We start from the raw sequence: 18,505 nt of genomic DNA on the forward strand, positions 1-18,505 counted from the left end.
CAGCTCCTATCCTTCTATTTATAAAAAGTTATTACTATTTGAGGATACACTGCTTTGATTTACACAGTTAAAACAGATCTTAAATGTGTTTTTAAAACCATGCTCTTTCTAACTGCAGGCTTATCTTTTTGTTAAAAAATAACACATCATGATCTTCAGCGAGGTACTTCGTAAGTACCCTCCTCTCACTTCGACAAGTGGGTTTTGAGAGCTTATAAAGTAAAATAAGTGTGTATCAATTCCTTATTGTTAAGAATATCTTAATAGATATCATGAATCTGATTAGGGGAAATCACGACAAATTGTAATAATGTATTACCCACTAATAACCAGGATTTGCCCCATCTTTTTTAATGAGCTACCTATTTACTAATCGTAAAATAGAATGTAGTGCCCTTTCCTATTTCGCTTTCTAACCAAATTTCTCCTTTTAACACTTTAATTATTTTTTTTACTATTGATAATCCTATGCCAGTAGATTTATGGTTTTTGTGTAGGGATTGAAAGGTTTTAAAAATTTTACTAAAATACTTTTTGTCAATACCAATTCCGTTATCGGCTATAGTAAATTGATGTTTATTTCCTAAGTCCGTATGGTTAATCGTTATAGTACCTGCTTTTTTATCGTTATACTTTATGGCATTGGTAATTAAGTTTTGAAATACTTGTTTAATTTTTGTTTGGTCGGTATAAAGTGTATCAGGCATCTTTCCCATTTTTATTGTCATATTCGCAGGAACACTTATAACTTTAAGGATATTACTTAATAGTCTATCCATATTGATCATGCTTTTACTAACTACATTTTCTTCGATACTTGAGTATTCTAGCACATCATTTATAAGTTTTTCCATATGTTCTAACGACAATTCTATTTGTTGTATGTTTAGCAATGTCGTTTTATCCAATTTATCAATATTATCTTCCTTTACCCACTCGATAAGAGTTGATATATTTCTTAAAGGAGATTTTAAGTCATGCGAAACGATATGCGCATATTCTTCTAAATTTTTATTTTTACTTTTTAATTGATGGTTAAGTTGTTTATGTATTTTCTCATTCTCAATTCTTTTCTCAAGTCTTACTGCATTATTTAATTGTTTTGCGATTACTCTAGAGATATTCATTAGCGTTAGCAAGTTGTCGTAGGTGTAATAGTTTTTCTCTTTATGTTCAGAATCAATAATGCCAATTACCTGCCCATTAAGCACAACAGGTACGGTTATTTCTGAGTAGTTAAACTCTATGTCTTGCATGTATCTTTCATCTTTAGTAGTATCATGAATCAGTTCTGGGATTCCTGTCATAGCAACCGTTCCTACAATACCTGTTCCGATTGGGATGACGAGTCTATTGATGATTTTTTTATCATTTACTTTATCGCCATAAGCTGCTAGTTGCTCCATTGATTTACCATCCTCTCTAATGAGGTACATCACACAATCTTCGCTTTTGAGATAGTTAACAATATTTACAACAACTTCCCAGGCAATATCATAATAGTTAGTTTTACCTATAATAGATTTCACTATACTGTTTATCACATAATCTTGCTCTATTTCACTTTCAGAATAGAGTTTATAACATAACGATTTCTTCCTTAGTATTTCATGTACCTGTACTCGAATTTGCTCCTCATCAATGATTTTATCTTTAGCTTTTTTTATCATTCTAACCAGGGGTTTTAGGTTTTTAGTTGTTTCACAATGTAATTGTTGATTGTGTAATCAACAGTTCGTTAATTACTTCAAATTAATTTACTTTTTTGAATCTGGTTATTACTTTCGATAAAATCGATGTATGTGCAGTCGAATGGTAATTTAATATCGACTATTTAAAAACGAAGCAGAGTTCAGTCATCGTTTCACAAATAGAAATACAGGATGTGGAAGGAGTTCGAAAAGGTTTTTTTCTAAAACTGAAAATAAAAGCAATACGAAATACTTTTTCTGGATTGATGCAGAGTTCGCTAAAAGGCAAAAAAAATCGATACTTTAATTACTTAAGGTATCGATTCTCTTTTAGATAAGTATAATCATTCTATCTGTTTTTCTGAAGTACATCGTATATATTAATCGGTAAAAAAAGATGTCTTTGCTCATTATTTTCACCATTAGATGCAGCAAATAAATCTCTAAAATATTTTACTGCACCAACAGAATAGTTTATTTTTTCTATCCACTTATAGAAGTCTTCTTCTTTTTGATCGGTGTTAACATATTCAAATACTGTCCCTTTTAGTTTCTCTAAACCATTATCTGTAAAGACAGGACGAGAAGGCAGTTTTTTAAATTCACCTTCTTTAACCCCGAGTAAGTTTTCGATCCATTGCAGATCTGTTTGATATTGCTTAATCAATTTATTCTCTAAAGAGTGATATAATTCATCTTCAAATACAATCCTAAGCGTACTTCTTTTACCGATCATATCTCCTGTCTTAAAAGTAAGACTATTATTAATCCCTAAATGAAATTGTCCGTCATTATTACTTTCTTCCAGAACTATCGTAAAAGGAATACCATTAAGGCTTCTTACCTCAAACTCCTGATCACCAATAGATTGAATAGAAACAAGCTCGTTTTGTGCATTTACTTGCATAAAAAAGCAAGAAACCACTAGCATAAATAATATTTTCTTTACGTTTTGAAGGTTTACTCTGTAGATCATAGCAATTTATTTTAGGTGTTCAAATTTATAATTTCATAAGCTGTTTTCAAAACTCTAACAATATTGATTTGTTATTATTTTAAAAATTGGCTTAATAGGGCTGCTATTTTTAACATTACATATATCATGCCACAGAATTTAAAGTGCTTTTCATAAAGAAATATAACTTCTGCATTTCCTTTTTACCGGCTTGTCTTCCCAAACGCCCCGCAAAGTAGAGTACAAACCAGGTGATAAGAAGGAAAAACATAGTGAGTATAGAAAATAAATACGATTTATCCAGGCGTATGTTAACATACATCCAGACCAGAGCACCTATAAATAATGTTACCACTACAAAATGTAGAAACATAAAAAGTGTCCATACTGTAGGATTGGGGCCAAAAAGTCCTTTAAGTTTTGGTTGATTATCATCAACTTCATAAATTTCGAGATGAAGTTGTGGTGACCAGAAGTGTTGTTCTTTTTTAGGAATACGAATAAAAACATGATGGTCTACCCGGCTTACTTTAAAATCCTGACAAGTCTTACCTGTTTTTTCAAAAGCTTCAAGTGCTTTTTCTGATGGCATATCTAAATCCTGAAAAAACCGGGGACGTAAAACAATATCATTTGAGACTTCCATAGATGCATTTAAGCATCAATGTTACTATATTTTTTAATTCTTATTACTGATTTTTATCAGTTTTAGAAAACTCAATATGAATCTATTAGCACTATACTATAAAATCCAAATCGTATGATTATAATATCATCGTTTAGGAGATTCCTTTCATAGTGAGTAATGTGGTTACCCAAACAATAACAGAAGAGAAAAATATACCCACACTATTTGCGATAAAAGCTTTTCGTTTTTTAACCTTAAATAAATATGTAGCAATACTTCCTGCATACACACCTGTACCAGGAATTGGGATCATAACAAATAAAAGAAGTCCCCAAAATTCATGTTTTTGAATTTTAGTACCTGATCCTAATTTTGCTCTTCGTGCTACATATATCGCAGCTTTTTTATAAAACGTCCATCGAAGTAAATATGTATTCATCTTTTCCAAAAAAAACATCATCATGGGAAACACCAATACATTAGATAAAAAACATAAAACAAATACCAAGTAGATATTTAATCCACTTAGCATACCATAAGGAATCCCAACCTTAGCTTCACCAAAAGGGGAAATACTCCACAAAACAGCTATAATAATATCCTTAATCACAAACAATTTTTCTTACAGCCTGCAAAGGTAACGTTCTAAATGGTTTGTACCATAATTTTAAATCTTAAAAAAGGTCTAAATTAGCTTTATAGCTCTAATTTTAACAATAAAGCTCTTTTTATGGCCTTAACAGCTTGGGTTCCAGCCATAAATATCCAGCACACAATAGAAACAGAAGATAAAAACCTAAAAGAGGTATCGGTCGTATCGTATGATTCTGGATTGTTTCACTCTTCAATGATTTTTTATAATGCCTCTTATTTTCTTCAATTGTTTTATATACCATCTGAGATTTCCAATGAGAGGTATCTGCTACAAAGTACTCAAATACTTTTGTTGTATCCTGCTCTATAAATTGAGTATTCCATCCAAAATCTCTTGGATAAGTAACCCCTTTCCAAAGGTTTTTTATATCAATATCACTACGCATCGAAACACTATATTTTTTATTGGTTTTGACTATTGGCTTTGATATTGATGTTCTTACCTCAAATGTAAAAGGGTGATCTTTATACGCAATTATTGATGTTGTCTCCCATTCTATCTGTGGAGTTTCTTTACGACTTAAACTAGTAATGAGTTTAGACCATATTTGTTGATAAGCAGTGGTATGGCCATCTAATACTAGTTCATATGTATTTTCTAACACTGTGGTTCCAACTCTACCATTTCCAATGCGTTTGTATCCAGATATGATTTTGGTATTAGGTTTAGTATGAATATGCTGCAAAAGAAATTCGTCTTTAAAAACAAAAGCATGTTTAGAAAGTTTAGCTTTTGTCTCACTATCCAATCGGGTTTCTGTATTTTTTTCTGACACAAAATTAAAAGCCCCTAAGCCATTTGAAGCTCTGAAAAAATTAGAGTCTGGCTGGATAAAAATACCCAGGCCATTTTCTTTTACCGAATTCTCTAAAGCAATACGTGATGCTCTTCCTAGGTTTTTTAATGAATTAGCATCAATAATAACAAGATCAAAAGATTCTAAATTCTTTTTAGAGAAAGTTCCCATAGGTACTCTTTCCATATTAAAATACTCGAACTTATATCTTCCTTTGGTGATCTGACTCCTTACCAGTACTTGATGTCCCATTTCTGCCAGGTAGTTTTTAAGGTACTTGGTTTCAAAAGTGGGAAAACCATTTATCACTACTATTTTTAACGGAGTAGAATCCTCTACAATTAGAGGGATAGGGTCTGTAGACAAAATTTTCCCTAAAGTATCTTTTTCGACTAATGAAAAGAGATAGTTTCCTTTTACATTAAGGTTAGTTGTGAATTCAAATTTTTGTTGTTCTCCAACAAGTAAAGAAACAGAATCTAAACCTGCTCCTCCCGGTCCTTCTAATATAAGTCTATTCCCTTTTTGTGGATTAGCATATAATCCTGTAAATACCTGTCGTTTACCAACTGTATTTTTATAATCATATTTAAATCTAATTACCCCAGAAGGAGTCTTTCTTCCCAGGTAGCTAACGTTATAATTATCTAATTGCCAGAGGTCATAAGGTTTCACACCATACCCAAGTACAAAAACAGAATCTGGAGTGTCTACGCCATCAAAAATAGGGTGATTAGCTTTGTACAGATGTTTTTTTAGTTTTTTATGAATTCTCGCCAGGCTATCTAATTGTTCTTTATCATAGCCCTCGGTAAGCAAAACCATTTTAGTAGTTATAGTATTGGCAGTAGAAATTGCAGGTTTTAATGCTATGATAGCAAGTGAGGTAATTGCCAAAAAGGATATTGTTATTTTTATCCAAAATCTACGTTTCCCAAACTCTGGCCATTCTTTCCATATAAAAACAAACCATAGTATTATCCCGCCAATACCGATTTGCAATATCCAGTTCTCATTCAAAAAAGTTATTTGATCAATCATGAATTTGAAGCTCTTTTAGTAGTAATTCATTAATCTCACCTATTAATACTTTCTTTTTAAATGGATTGGGTTGCAACTCGGGAAGCGCATAAAACAAGCCTCTCTGTACTTCGATCAAAATTGAAGGTGATATAGCCCTATTTTCGGTAATCTGTTTTAACTGTTGTAAGGTTTTTAAATATTTCCCAGGGCTTTCAATAGCTTTAACGGCCAGTTCATTTCCTGCCTGTTTAAAAAGGAGTCTATCTTTATCGGTAAGTATCGTTTTATTAGATATTAATTGCTCAAGCCTTAAAACAGTTTTATATATAGACGGATATAGTTCTGGGAGTTGTAGTTCTTCTTTTTTTCTGAAATTAGACACTTCGTCAATTTTACCCGTAAGTCTTTTATCTTCTTTAATCGGTGGAGGATCAAACCCAATACGGTGTACATAGACTCGGGCACTATTTTTAATTTCCTGAATCAATTTAAGTGCTTTATATTGATACGGTAAGGATTTTTCTGGAGTATACAATCGTAAATATAACTCGGCATCCCACATTTCATTTAAAGCTTGTCGTAACTTACTTTTTAAAGATTGCGTAAAAAGCGTTGACTCTTCGGGATCATCATGATTATGCAAGTACTCATGCAAAGGGTCATTTGCTTTTTCATCATCATCTTCTTCTTCTTCGTGAGGTACCAGGTTATGTTCATTTTCATGATCATGGTCATGAGTATACGCTGCTAGTGGATCTTTTTCTTTCTCATGATCTTCATCATCATGTTCATCTTCCTCCTCAGGAATTGCCGTATTTTCTTGTGTTGCCGGTCCAAACTCTGATTCATCTCCCATAAATTCTCCGTACTTAAGGCGTAATACTTTTTGATCGAACCCTAATTCATTACTTTTAAATTTGAAGTCTTTTTCTGATAATTTTGATTTATCCTTGATCAATTTTTCTGTATCAATAATCAACTGGCGTTGACTTCTGAAATAATCTGGCATTAAGTCTACTCCCATCGTTCCCTCTACAGCAAATTCATCAGAAATTGTATCTTTTATAACCGCAAAAAAGGTTTCACTTCTAGAAATGTTAGGTCTGGGTTGCTTAAGATCCAATGCTTCAATATAAAAATAAAGCTCATCTCCCGGTTCCATATTCATTTGATCCAGGTCTATATTTTTTGATAAGCTTAAGTTTTTGTTCCCCCTAGAAAATTTGCTGTCAAAACTTAATTTTTCCTCTCTAAACTTAACAGATTCACCAGACCCTTTACTAACCGTTGCTATGATATATGCTTCTGCAATACCAAAATCATCGGTAACAGAGGTTGTAAATACTATTCTTTTGTCTTCATCATAAGAAAAAGAAGTAAATTGTTTTAAATCCGTAATTTTTATATCCGGCCTTTTATCTTTTATAACTTCAATCGAATACAATTCAGAAGTATATGATGTGCCCAGTATATCTGTAAATTTGAAATTGTAGAATCCCGATGTATTTAAAATTGAAGTTCTTACATATCCGTTATCAGTCAATTTCATAGGGTAGCTATTTCCCATACTTTCCATAGATACACTTTTAACTTCTTTATCAAATGTTATTTGCCACGATAATCGCGATCCTTCTACTGCTTTTATTTCCATTTTCGAAGTTTCAATAGAAGATTTTCTTGTATAAGAAGGATACTGTATGGTTAACAATTGACTTTTTAATTTAGGTTGTTGGGTAGTCGTTGTAGAATCAATGGGGTTAAAAATTATGGTATCTGGATGTACTTCCTTATGCTGTGGCCATTGTAAATGATCAAGAATATGATATCTATATCCGATAAAGCCAACCAGTGTACATAAACTCATTACGATACAGGCTCTAAATAAATGATTAGGAGGTTTGATCGTTTTTAATTTTTCGACAAGTTCTTTTGTTATTCTATATTGTTGCAATTTTGCGAGATCAGATAGTTGTTCTTTAGGTAGTAGCAAAAGACCTGTGCTATATTCTGCAACATCGAGGTGTTGATCAATATAACTACTCACCATTTTTAAACCGGGTTTCCAGGGTTTCACAAAAATTATAATCAATAAAGCAACCGATATCAAAGTAGCAATTGAAAAAATCAGGTTAAAGAACAAAAAATACATTAGAATAGCGGGACCTAGTGCATAGAGCAAAATCTCTATCCAAAGCATGAGTTGCCAACGCTTTTTAAACCGAATCAATATTTTATCTCCAGAAGCTATCATTGTTTTCTATATTTTGCTACGACACGCTCTGTGATGAGGAATAGTATACATAAAAACCATAACCACTTAGACAATTCTAAAGTAGTAGAATTTTCTTTATTTTTCTTAACATTTCTAGTTACTATCGGAAGTAATTCTCCGACATGTATAACTCGTTTATCATACGGTTTCATTTTTTCTTCGAGACCTTCATTATGATTGAGTATTGCCAGTAGATGCTCTGCAAAATATTCATTTACGACACATTCTGTATTAAGAGGTTTTGTAAGATAGAAGATTTCTTTTGAAGATCCTTTTTCTATAATATTATGAGATAAATCATCTGGTTTATATAGGAGTAGTGTCGAAGAAGTTTGCGGAGTTTCATCTTTACTTAACCATATCACTGTATTAAAAGCATCAAGGTGTATCGTATCTATCTTCTGTACGGCACGAACATTAACAGGCGCGTTAAGATGTTTTGATATTGCGCGATAGGCAGCTTCAATATATGTCTTTTCTGTAGATAAACTATCGTCATAAAATACTAATATGCGAACAGGTGATTCGGTAATAAGAGGATGCTGCTCTTGATTTCCGTTTACCGAAAAAACTATACTATCCTTCTCTTTATTAAATTCGATTCGATTACTACTCGTAGCAACAAATTCTTTCTCAAAAGATAGATGTTGAGCATCACTTGATACAGAAAGCAACTGTATTGCATCTTCTTTTTTAGTAGCACTAAGAATATTCTTAGTTGGTTTCCCTGGGTCTAGAATTACCCATGATATATTTTTGTGAAGCTGTGGTCTCTTCCCCTTTATACCCGATACAAATGCGTTCGTTATAACAACAATACTATCGGTTTCTAATGTTTCCATTTCTTTGGCCAATTGCCAATATCCTGGAGTTACGGTAGAGATTTCATATGCTGGATCGTTTTGATACTCTGGAAAACCAGGTTGCAAAAGCCGTATTGGTCCTTCGGTTTCTATAGTATCCAGAATTGCATTTACCTCTTCATATTCGAGTAGAGAAGGTTCTACAATATAAGTAATGGGTACTGCAGTAACTTTTCTTTTTATCTGTGGTTCTGCTATGATCATAACAAGTGTAGTAATCAATAACAATCGTAAAAGTAATAACCACAATTCATTAATTTGAATACTACTCGTTTGTTTTGAATCAGACTCATCAAGTAGCTGAATACTTCCTATTTTAATTGTTTTCCCATCTTTTTTACTCCACAGATGTATTGCAATAGGAACAATACCTCCTAATAAAGCCCATAAATATGTGGGGATAAGAAAAAACATACTAAATTAATCTATTTCGTTTCTTCAGAAATACCTGTAAAGCCTCTCCGATATTCTCATTTAGCTTAAACAAATGATAACCAATATCATTAGACAGCAGGGTATTTTTTGTGTTTTTCATCATTTCTTCTAATGCAGTGAGATATTGTTTTTTTGCTGTCTTAGCATCTATCTTACGCCTTGCTCCTGTTTCCAAATCTTCGAATGTAATGGTGCCTTTGTAATCAAATTCCAGTTCGTTTTTACCCATCAAATGAAATACTACAACTTCATTTTTAGGTGTTTTCAACCGTTTAACGAAAGAAGTTAGCTCTTCACTGTGTTCATACAAATCGGTAATAAAGAAAATCAATTCTTTATGGTTACGATCATGAAGGTTTTTTGACGCTCCAGGGTCCTCTGGCCATTTTCCTTCATTCTTAATATTAATCAATTCTAACAACAGACGATTATAATGTTTTTTCTGAATTTTGGGATATACGCTATGTAATTGGTGATCGTTAAGTGCAAAAAGACCTACAGCATCTCCTTGATTTTGGGATAAGTATGCCAATGAAGCGACCAGCACTCTGGTGTAATCCATTTTAGACAGATCTTCTTCCTTATGAAGCATCGACATACTGGCATCGACAATAAATTTTACCGCAATATTACTTTTTATCTCTGATTGCCTGATATAGTATCTACCTGATCTGGCAAGCATTTTCCAATCCAGTAGTCTTAAATCATCACCCGGTTCATAATTACGAAATTGACTAAACTCCATCCCCGGGCCTACACTTCTGCTGTGATTATGTCCAGACAAATATCCATCAACTATTACACGTGCAATGAGTGCTAATCCAGATACATTTTTTATAAGCTCTGGTTTTAATAATTGATGATAGTCCTGTTTCATACCAATTTAACTTTAAAATATCGCATATCACCTCTTTACCGGAATAGCGTTTAACAATTGAAGAGTAACATCATCAGACGTTATACCTTCGGATTCTGCTCTAAAGTTTACAATAACTCTATGTCGCAATACCGGTATAGCGACATGCTGTATATCTTCTAATGTAACCGATAAGCGTCCTTTCATCAAAGCACGAGCTTTGGCTGTTAATATCATTGCCTGGCCCGCCCTTGGTCCTGCTCCCCAATTTACCCACTCTTTTACATATGCGTTTGTAGTAGTTTCTGGCCTTGTCGCTCGTATTAACTTACTTACAAATGTGATAAGATCATCACTTATAGGCACTTCTCTAACCAGGTTCTGCAGTCTTAATATATCGTCACCGGTAATCACTTTATGAAGTGTTTCTTTTTTGGTACCTGTTGTATTCTTTAAAATGGTGGTCTCTTCTAATTCGCTGGGATATCCAATTTTTATATATAACAGAAAACGATCTTGTTGTGCTTCTGGCAACATAAACGTACCCGATTGCTCAATGGGATTTTGGGTAGCGAGAATAAAAAATGGTTTATCCAGAGTATAGGTTTTACCAGAATATGTTACTTCAAACTCCTGCATGGCTTCTAACAGCGCTGCCTGAGTCTTTGGTGGCGTTCGGTTAATCTCATCTGCCAATATAATATTAGCAAAGATGGGTCCTTTATTAAATTTAAAAAACTTCTTTCCGGTACTATAATCTTCTTCAAGTATTTCGGTACCAATAATATCAGAAGGCATTAGATCAGGAGTAAATTGTATTCTTTTAAACTTTAAATCAATGGCCTGCGCTAATGTTCGTATCATTAACGTTTTTGCCAACCCGGGAACTCCTTCTAATAATGCATGTCCTCCTGCCAGAAAAGTAATCAGTAATTGTTCTACGGTTTCCTCCTGCCCAGTAATTACCTTGCCAATTTCTTTCTTTAAATTGGTAAGTTTCTCGGTAAGTACATTCACCTCTTGTTCAATACTTGCTAAATTTTTATCCATACATCTTCTTTTATGATGTTAAAGCATACATCACTATATTTACTCCAAAGCGAGTATTGTCTATTTTATACCATCGCTTATTTCTAAAATCATAATCCCATTCGCAACCATAATCTTTGTTGCTAAATAAGACCCCTATCCTACCATTAATTTCAATAGCTTTTAGGTAATCATGTACAATATCATCTCCCCATCCGTTAAGTTCTTGTGAGGTCGTGGGTGGACCATCTTCAAATTCGAAGAAAACGTTATATATCTCATGAGTATTAGGGATTTTTTTTAACTGCCTAGGACCAAAGATATCCTCCATTTGTCGTTCAAATGATTTTGAAAACAAACCATCTATATCGTGATTACAATCATCTGCAAAGACAAAGCCTCCGTTCCTGACATATTTCTCAAAATTCTCTCTTTCTTTCTTTGTAAATTGCACTAGTTTATGCCCTGATATATAGCAAAATGGACTTTTAAATATTTCATCGCTACTAAGGGCTATAATTCTTTCTTGCGTATCTACTTTTAGGGTAGTATACTCTACTAGAGAATTTAAAAGGTTTGAAGGCATTCTTTGATCTACATCCCAATCTCCCGACTCATATTGCAATCTTGTAAAGAAAAACTTGTTACTCAATGCAGTTATTATTTTAGCTTTCAAAAACATATTACCCCACAAAACCGTTACGATTAATGGTTAAAACAGTATCGAAAGAAAAAACTGGCCATAATGAAGCTAATTAAAATGACCAGTTTATATTATGAATTATATTTACACCGCATCAGACAAGCTGGTAAAGGTGAAATCTCTTACCTTCATATAAGGTACCAAATTACCATTGATCCTAACTTGTTTTCCGAGTGTTTCGAGATTATTAAGCATAATAATCGGACTCTCATTAAATCTAAAGTTCTTTACTGGATGCTTTATCTTTCCATTTTCGATATAGAACGTTCCATCCCTGGTAAGACCAGTATATAAGAGAGTTTGAGGATCTACATTTCTGATATACCATAATCTGGTAACCAAAATTCCTTTTTTGGTTCCTTTAATAAGATCTTCTAAAGAAGCATCTCCTCCTTGCATAATGAAATTAGATGGAAAAGGTACTGGATCAACTCCTTTCTTCTCTGCCCAATAACGACTATATGCTAAATTTTTCACTACTCCATTCTCTATCCAGCTCATCTTCTTTAAAGCCTGCCCAGATCCATTCCATGTACTTGTAGGTACATCTGGATTTAAAGGATCGGACCAAATGTTTACACGTTCGTCTACAATCTTCTCTCCTAGTTTAGTGCCTCCGCCTTCTTTAGACATAAAGCTTCGCCCTTCATCTGCAGTTCGTGCGCTAAGAGCACGACCAATATTTTGTAGTAACCCAACCGACGCTGCAGGTTCAAGAATTACAGTATATTTACCCGGTTCTATAGCTTTGGCTTCTCTTGATGTCACTGCCTTATCTATCGCTATATTAGAAGCTTTTGCTGCATCAAACTTGCTGATATCATTAAAATCACGAGATACCCATCCTGATCCGGTACCGTCATTGGTTCTCATCGTAACCGTGAAATTAGAACCTGTAGATTGATTGTAGGCAAAAAGACCATTAGAATTCATCATTGCACTAAACCCATAAGAATCGTTAAAGAACCCCGCAGCGGTAACATCTTTTGCTACAGCTGGCTCAATACTACTACTTGCTACAGTAGCACGATACTCTGGTGAGATATTGGCCGATGCTTTGTTATAGGTTATTGATTTATCATAGGTTTGAGGTCCCAAAGGCCCCATAAACTCTGGATTCTCTGGTGAAAGTTTTGCTAACTCCTCTGCTCTTTTAACTACTTTCTTTAGAGATTCATCATCAAACTCATCAATCGTTGCTGTACCCGATTTTTTTCCGAAATTAGATTGTACAACCAGGTTTTGATTAGATCGATGACCCGCAGTAGAAACCGTATTACGCGCATAGCGGATATTTCCGCTTTCGCTTCCACTCATATTTATTTCACAAGCATCAGCAGTAGAAAAGCTCAGTGCTTTTTCCATAATTTGCTTTGCTTCTTCTTTTGTATATATTGCCATGATATTTTTATTATTTGTTGGAAAAAGATGTTTTAAATAGTTCTACCTGTATTGATCACATTTACATTATTAAACCTGGTAGTAGAACTTCCGTGTGATACAGCACTTATCTGAGAAGGCTGTCCTTTACCATCAAAGAACGATCCGAATAACCTATAGTCATCTTTGTCACATATTTTGGCACAAGAATTCCAAAACTCCTGTGTATTAGATTGATAAGCAACATCATCTAACATACCCACAATCGCTCCGTTTTTAATTTCGTAGAAAGCAGTACCGCCAAACTGGAAATTATATCGTTGCTGGTCGATAGAGTACGAACCTCTACCCGCAATATAAATCCCTTTTTCTACATCTTTTATCATGTCATTAACATTATATTTTTCTTTACCTGGTTCTAACGAAACATTAGGCATACGCTGAAATTGTACATCGTTCCAACTCTGAGAATAGCAACAACCATGTGATTCATTCTGATCTATCATATGAACCTGATCTCTGATTGCCTGATAATTGGTTAATACACCATTACGAACTAGATCCCATTGTTTTGTCTTTACTCCTTCGTCGTCGTATCCTACAGCTCCCAGAGATCCTACTTGTGTTTTATCTGCTACCAGGTTAACAATATCACTACCATACTTGAAATTTTTGGTTTTCCATTTATCAAGAGTAGCAAAACTTGTTCCTGCATAATTGGCTTCATATCCCAGTACACGATCCAACTCGAGAGGGTGCCCTACCGATTCGTGAATAGTTAATCCCAGGTGATTTGGTTCTAATACCAAATCATACTTACCTGCCTCTACCGATTTGGCACTAAGTCTCTCTTTAGCTTGCTTGGCTGCCATAATAGCATCTTCTACCATATCATAGCTTCCTCGATACAATTTCATTCCTGCCGGTCCATCTAATTTTTCTGAATCCAAACCATCCATATATTCATATCCCATTCCCATAGGAGCACTCATTGCCTGGCGTGATTTAAACTTATTATTAGCTCGATCAATAGCCGTAACCGTAAATGTTGGCCATATACGGTGAACATCCTGATCTATATATGACCCATCGGTAGATGCAAAATATTTTTGCTCATTTACCATAAAAAGACCAGAATTCACAAAATTAGCTCCATTTTTCATTGCAGCTGCATTAGCACTAAGCAATAGATCTACTTTTTCTGAAATAGGTACTTTTTTGAAATCCTTTTTAATAGGTGTCTTCCAGGTAACTTCTCCATAAGATTTTACCGGAGCCAGTTTCACAGGTACTTTCTGAATTTTTGAATTTGCTTTTGCAATTGCAACCGCTTGTTCTGTTGCTTTTTTAATCCCTTTTTCTGTTACGTTATTGGTAGAAGCAAACCCCCAGGTTCCATTGGTAATAACTCGTATACCAATTCCAAAAGATTCTGTATTTACCACATTCTGAACCTTATCTTCTCTGGTAAATACATATTGATTTAGATATCTTCCTATTCTTGCATCGGCATAAGATGCTCCCAAAGTCTTGGCAGTATTTAATGCTATGTCTGCAAGGCTTTTCTTGATTGCGACATCCATCCCAGGATTTAGCAAAGCTTCTGCGGAAATATTATTTCCCATAAGCAGGGATGGCATCATTAATGCGCCAGATCCTAATCCAGCGTATTTAACAAAATCTCTTCGTTTCATATAAACCTCCTTTTTTGATTGAATGAATATTTATTTAGTTATGGTGTTTTAGTTTTTAATGTATGCTAAATCTAGAAACATAACGCTATAGTATATATCATTTTTTGTGAGGAAATATGATTATTATTATCTAAAAAAAACTTAAAAAACATATGAGCTTTTTCATTCTTTTAAGATCCCCAAAGTTAAAATCATATCATACCAAAAAGAAGCTAATTACGTCTACTTTTTATTTTTAGTACAGCACTAAAAGTAGAAAATTTATGTCAAATAACAATAGTGCCCAAAAATGTTAAAAAAAGAGTAAGAATTTTCGTATACAAAAAGAATCTAAATTTACACAAAACACATAAATACCTGTAAAACAAGTGTTTACAAAACAAAAGATAATCTAATATACAATCTGAAAATTATCGATAAAATGCCTGAATCCCTAGATTTGAGCGTATTTAAAATTTTGTTAAACTTTTATATTTTTAACGCAAATGTTATCAAAATCATAAAATATCTTTAGGAGAATTACTCTTTTACAACATAAAACAGTATATACCAACATAGATAAGAAGCTATAATCCTACCCTGCCTTGTAGAGCAAAAAATGATCTTTGTGTGTGTAACCTTTGTTACTGATAAATATTTTGTGGTGCATTACTTTTATCCAAAATTCAACAACATGTTTGGTAGAAGTTCAAAATTATACAACATATTGTTTTTAAAATGTCCACGGTGTCATGATGGAGCATTTTTAGAAGCCAACCCATATCACCTAAAACGTTTCAATAAAGTAAGAAAAAGATGCCCTTCATGTCAATTAAAATATAGTATAGAGCCCAGTTTTTATTATGGCTCAATGTATGTTTCATATGCAGTTGGTATCGCGATAAGTGCTGCTGTTTTTACCTTAATACAACTGCTTGGGTTAGATTTGACCCCAATACACATCTTTATTAGTATTGTTGTTACCTTAATACTTTTAATGCCATACATCGGCGCGATTTCAAAATTGATTTGGGCCAATTTCTTCTTTACCTACGATGCATCTATTGCCAAAGCTAAACAAGATTTTAAATGATTCAGGAACTAAAAAACAGTTACGGGCGCCAGTTTGAAAATGCATTGATAAACGACATACTACAAGTAGGAACTTTTAGAGAAGTTCCTGCTGGATATAAACTGATTGAAATTGGAGATTATATCAAAGGAATGCCATTACTAGTATCGGGAGCAATAAAAATATTTAGAGAAGATAAAGAAGGAGACGAATTGTTATTATATTATTTAGAACAAGGAGACACCTGTTCGATGACAATGACTTGTTGTATTGGCCAAACTCGAAGTGAAATTAGAGCAATCGCAGAAGTAGATACGAAACTTATCATGATTCCTATTCGAAAAATGGAAGAATGGACGGCCAAGTACAAATCCTGGAGGAATTTTGTGTTTGAAAGCTATCATAACCGATTAAATGAACTTCTTATTACTTTAGATAGTATAGCTTTTGATAGAATGGATGAACGCCTGGTGAATTACCTGAAGGAAAAAGCTCGAGTTAATAACGAATATATTATTCGTAATACACATCAGGAAATTGCACAAGAGTTACATAGTTCTAGAGTAGTGATATCCCGCTTATTAAAAAAACTCGAACAAATAGATAAAATAGAATTACATAGGAATTATATCAAAATTCTTGATTTATAAAAGCTATGTAACCAATGTTACTGATTATAGATTTATGTTCTACTACTTTTGGTTATAAATTCACGCATACATGCTAAAGCGATATTTTCCTGTTTTTCAATGGCTTCCTGATTATAAAAAAAAGTTTTTATCGGGAGACATTGCAGCAGGCTTAACTGTAGGGATAATGTTAATTCCGCAAGGAATGGCATACGCCATGATTGCAGGTCTTCCTCCTGTATTTGGGCTATATGCCGCATTGATTCCACAAGTGGTGTATGCTATTATGGGTACCTCGCGACAATTGGCAGTAGGCCCCGTAGCAATGGATTCTCTTCTTGTTGCATCGGGATTGGGAGCACTATCACTTTCGGGTATTGAAGAATATATAACGATGGCAATCTTTCTCTCTCTTTTCATGGGAAGTATTCAGTTTATTTTGGGAATATTAAAGATGGGGTTTTTGGTAAACTTCTTATCCAAACCCGTCATTAGTGGTTTTACCTCTGCTGCTGCAATTATCATTGGACTTAGCCAATTAAAACATGTATTAGGAATAGAAATCGAGCGTAGTAATCAAGTCCATATCTTGTTACACAATGCATTCAAAACCATAGATCAAACTAATTTTTTAACTCTGGGTATTGGTATTCTTGCCATTGTAGTTATCAAAATCATAAAAAAAATAAATCCAAAAATTCCTGCAGCGTTAATTGTAGTTATTCTTGGGATCGTTGGGGTTTATACCTCTGGTATAGATGATCTGGGGGTGAAAATTGTAGGTGTAATACCAAAGGGGTTACCCGAATTTGAGATACCCATTGTTGAGTATTCCAGAATTTCGGAGCTTGTGCCCATTGCTCTTACTTTGGCTCTTATTGCCTTTATGGAAGCTATTTCTGTAGCCAAAGCAGTAGAAGAAAAACATACAGAGTATGAGGTTGATCCTAATCAGGAATTAATTGCTTTGGGAACGTCTAATATTGTCGGTTCCTTATTTCAATCTTATCCAACAACAGGTGGCTTTTCCAGAACAGCAGTTAATGATCAGGCCGGTGCAAAAACAGGCATAGCCCCAATCATAAGCGCAGTCGTAGTTGGATTAACTTTATTATTCCTTACTCCTCTTTTTTATTTTTTGCCCAACACGATTCTGGCAGCTATAATTATGGTAGCGGTATTTGGATTGATCGATATAAAATATCCTGTTGTACTTTTTAAAAACAGAAAAGATGAATTTGGTCTTCTCCTTCTCACCTTTTTGATTACTCTTATTATTGGTATTAAAGAAGGAATATTATCAGGAGTACTGTTTTCTTTATTGATATTAGTGTATAGAACTTCAAAACCTCACATTGCAGTTTTGGGGAAAATAAAAGGAACCAATTACTTCAAAAACATTACTCGTTTTAGTAATGATATTGAAATACAACCATATATTTTGATTATTCGTTTTGATGCTCAACTATACTTCGGAAATAAAGATTATTTCAAAAAAGAACTCTATAAACAGGTTGATTTAAAAGGAAAAGAGCTTAATACCATTATCCTTAATGCAGAAGCCATAAATTATATCGACAGCAGTGCTGCACATGTACTCAAACAACTTGTCGAAGATTTCAAAAGTAAAGGTATTCAGTTTATTATTGCCGGAGCCATAGGACCAACGAGAGATATTATATTTAGCAGTGGTCTTATCGATACTATAGGTACAGAAAATCTTTTTGTAAAAGTTTATGAAGCATATGATCACTGTAATAATGCAAGTAAAAAAACAGCCATACAAGAAAAGATTTCTCTTCAAACTAAAAAAACACCTTCTGTAACATAAGTAACTGTAGAAGA

At 33.7% G+C, this 18,505-nt stretch carries 15 protein-coding genes; 3 read left to right on the plus strand and 12 right to left on the minus strand.

Annotated elements, in window-relative coordinates:
• Positions 1-362: 362 nt before the first annotated feature.
• The 12 genes from DK441_RS02940 to DK441_RS02995 all read right to left on the minus strand — a co-directional run bounded on the left by DK441_RS02940 (position 363) and on the right by DK441_RS02995 (position 14,980).
• The gene (locus tag DK441_RS02940; RefSeq protein ID WP_109097404.1) at positions 363-1,670 is read right to left on the minus strand and encodes an ATP-binding protein; all 1,308 of its coding nucleotides are present in this window, start codon (positions 1,668-1,670) and stop codon (positions 363-365) included.
• A 370-nt stretch (positions 1,671-2,040) separates the two neighbouring features.
• Complete coding sequence (locus DK441_RS02945) at positions 2,041-2,667, minus strand: hypothetical protein (RefSeq protein ID WP_160111934.1); 627 nt, start codon at positions 2,665-2,667, stop codon at positions 2,041-2,043.
• Positions 2,668-2,791: 124 nt separating this feature from the next.
• On the minus strand, positions 2,792-3,292 hold the full coding sequence (locus DK441_RS02950; protein ID WP_109097406.1) for a GTP-binding protein: 501 nt from the start codon (positions 3,290-3,292) through the stop codon (positions 2,792-2,794).
• A 133-nt stretch (positions 3,293-3,425) separates the two neighbouring features.
• Complete coding sequence (locus DK441_RS02955; protein ID WP_074409183.1) at positions 3,426-3,884, minus strand: small multi-drug export protein; 459 nt, start codon at positions 3,882-3,884, stop codon at positions 3,426-3,428.
• A 118-nt stretch (positions 3,885-4,002) separates the two neighbouring features.
• Positions 4,003-5,766, minus strand: a complete 1,764-nt coding sequence (locus DK441_RS02960) for a hypothetical protein (RefSeq protein WP_109097407.1) — start codon at positions 5,764-5,766, stop codon at positions 4,003-4,005.
• Positions 5,759-7,999, minus strand: coding sequence for a tryptophan-rich sensory protein (locus DK441_RS02965; RefSeq protein WP_109097408.1), 2,241 nt, complete (start codon positions 7,997-7,999; stop codon positions 5,759-5,761). The genes DK441_RS02960 and DK441_RS02965 overlap by 8 nt, the downstream gene beginning before the upstream one ends.
• Complete coding sequence (locus DK441_RS02970) at positions 7,996-9,297, minus strand: BatA domain-containing protein (RefSeq protein WP_109097409.1); 1,302 nt, start codon at positions 9,295-9,297, stop codon at positions 7,996-7,998. Before DK441_RS02970 ends, DK441_RS02965 begins: the two co-directional genes overlap by 4 nt.
• A 1-nt stretch (position 9,298) precedes the next feature.
• Complete coding sequence (locus DK441_RS02975; RefSeq protein WP_109097410.1) at positions 9,299-10,195, minus strand: DUF58 domain-containing protein; 897 nt, start codon at positions 10,193-10,195, stop codon at positions 9,299-9,301.
• Between the two features lie 27 nt (positions 10,196-10,222).
• Positions 10,223-11,224 carry a MoxR family ATPase gene (locus DK441_RS02980; RefSeq protein WP_109097411.1) on the minus strand — a complete coding sequence of 334 codons (1,002 nt, stop codon included), beginning with the start codon at positions 11,222-11,224 and terminating at the stop codon, positions 10,223-10,225.
• Positions 11,225-11,234: 10 nt separating this feature from the next.
• On the minus strand, positions 11,235-11,855 hold the full coding sequence (locus DK441_RS02985; RefSeq protein WP_025664229.1) for a DUF4159 domain-containing protein: 621 nt from the start codon (positions 11,853-11,855) through the stop codon (positions 11,235-11,237).
• A 135-nt stretch (positions 11,856-11,990) separates the two neighbouring features.
• On the minus strand, positions 11,991-13,307 hold the full coding sequence (locus DK441_RS02990; RefSeq protein WP_109097412.1) for a TldD/PmbA family protein: 1,317 nt from the start codon (positions 13,305-13,307) through the stop codon (positions 11,991-11,993).
• 32 nt (positions 13,308-13,339) lie between these two features.
• A complete protein-coding gene (locus DK441_RS02995; RefSeq protein ID WP_109097413.1) occupies positions 13,340-14,980 on the minus strand; it encodes a TldD/PmbA family protein in 1,641 nt (546 codons plus the stop codon).
• A gap of 673 nt (positions 14,981-15,653) precedes the next feature.
• Between DK441_RS02995 and DK441_RS03000 the strand changes: the two genes are divergently transcribed.
• The 3 genes from DK441_RS03000 (at position 15,654) to DK441_RS03010 (ending at position 18,491) form a co-directional block, all read left to right on the plus strand.
• The gene (locus DK441_RS03000; RefSeq protein WP_109097414.1) at positions 15,654-16,052 is read left to right on the plus strand and encodes a DUF983 domain-containing protein; all 399 of its coding nucleotides are present in this window, start codon (positions 15,654-15,656) and stop codon (positions 16,050-16,052) included.
• Positions 16,049-16,681: a Crp/Fnr family transcriptional regulator gene (locus DK441_RS03005; protein WP_109097415.1), complete on the plus strand. Its 633-nt coding sequence runs from the start codon at positions 16,049-16,051 to the stop codon at positions 16,679-16,681. The genes DK441_RS03000 and DK441_RS03005 overlap by 4 nt, the downstream gene beginning before the upstream one ends.
• Positions 16,682-16,751: 70 nt before the next feature.
• A complete protein-coding gene (locus tag DK441_RS03010) occupies positions 16,752-18,491 on the plus strand; it encodes a SulP family inorganic anion transporter (protein ID WP_109097416.1) in 1,740 nt (579 codons plus the stop codon).
• Positions 18,492-18,505: the final 14 nt, after the last annotated feature.

The organism is Aquimarina sp. AU58 (assembly GCF_900312745.1).
Taxonomy (GTDB): Bacteria; Bacteroidota; Bacteroidia; order Flavobacteriales; family Flavobacteriaceae; genus Aquimarina; species Aquimarina spinulae.

Coding starts and splice junctions, on each gene's coding strand:
- DK441_RS03000 (WP_109097414.1), top strand. CDS start 15,654: ATGTTTGGTAGAAGTTCAAAATTATACAACATATTGTTTTTAAAATGT.
- DK441_RS03010 (WP_109097416.1), top strand. CDS start 16,752: ATGCTAAAGCGATATTTTCCTGTTTTTCAATGGCTTCCTGATTATAAA.
- DK441_RS03005 (WP_109097415.1), top strand. CDS start 16,049: ATGATTCAGGAACTAAAAAACAGTTACGGGCGCCAGTTTGAAAATGCA.
- DK441_RS02965 (WP_109097408.1), bottom strand. CDS start 7,999: ATGATAGCTTCTGGAGATAAAATATTGATTCGGTTTAAAAAGCGTTGG.
- DK441_RS02960 (WP_109097407.1), bottom strand. CDS start 5,766: ATGATTGATCAAATAACTTTTTTGAATGAGAACTGGATATTGCAAATC.
- DK441_RS02980 (WP_109097411.1), bottom strand. CDS start 11,224: ATGGATAAAAATTTAGCAAGTATTGAACAAGAGGTGAATGTACTTACC.
- DK441_RS02995 (WP_109097413.1), bottom strand. CDS start 14,980: ATGAAACGAAGAGATTTTGTTAAATACGCTGGATTAGGATCTGGCGCA.
- DK441_RS02945 (WP_160111934.1), bottom strand. CDS start 2,667: ATGATCTACAGAGTAAACCTTCAAAACGTAAAGAAAATATTATTTATG.
- DK441_RS02940 (WP_109097404.1), bottom strand. CDS start 1,670: ATGATAAAAAAAGCTAAAGATAAAATCATTGATGAGGAGCAAATTCGA.
- DK441_RS02990 (WP_109097412.1), bottom strand. CDS start 13,307: ATGGCAATATATACAAAAGAAGAAGCAAAGCAAATTATGGAAAAAGCA.
- DK441_RS02975 (WP_109097410.1), bottom strand. CDS start 10,195: ATGAAACAGGACTATCATCAATTATTAAAACCAGAGCTTATAAAAAAT.
- DK441_RS02950 (WP_109097406.1), bottom strand. CDS start 3,292: ATGGAAGTCTCAAATGATATTGTTTTACGTCCCCGGTTTTTTCAGGAT.
- DK441_RS02970 (WP_109097409.1), bottom strand. CDS start 9,297: ATGTTTTTTCTTATCCCCACATATTTATGGGCTTTATTAGGAGGTATT.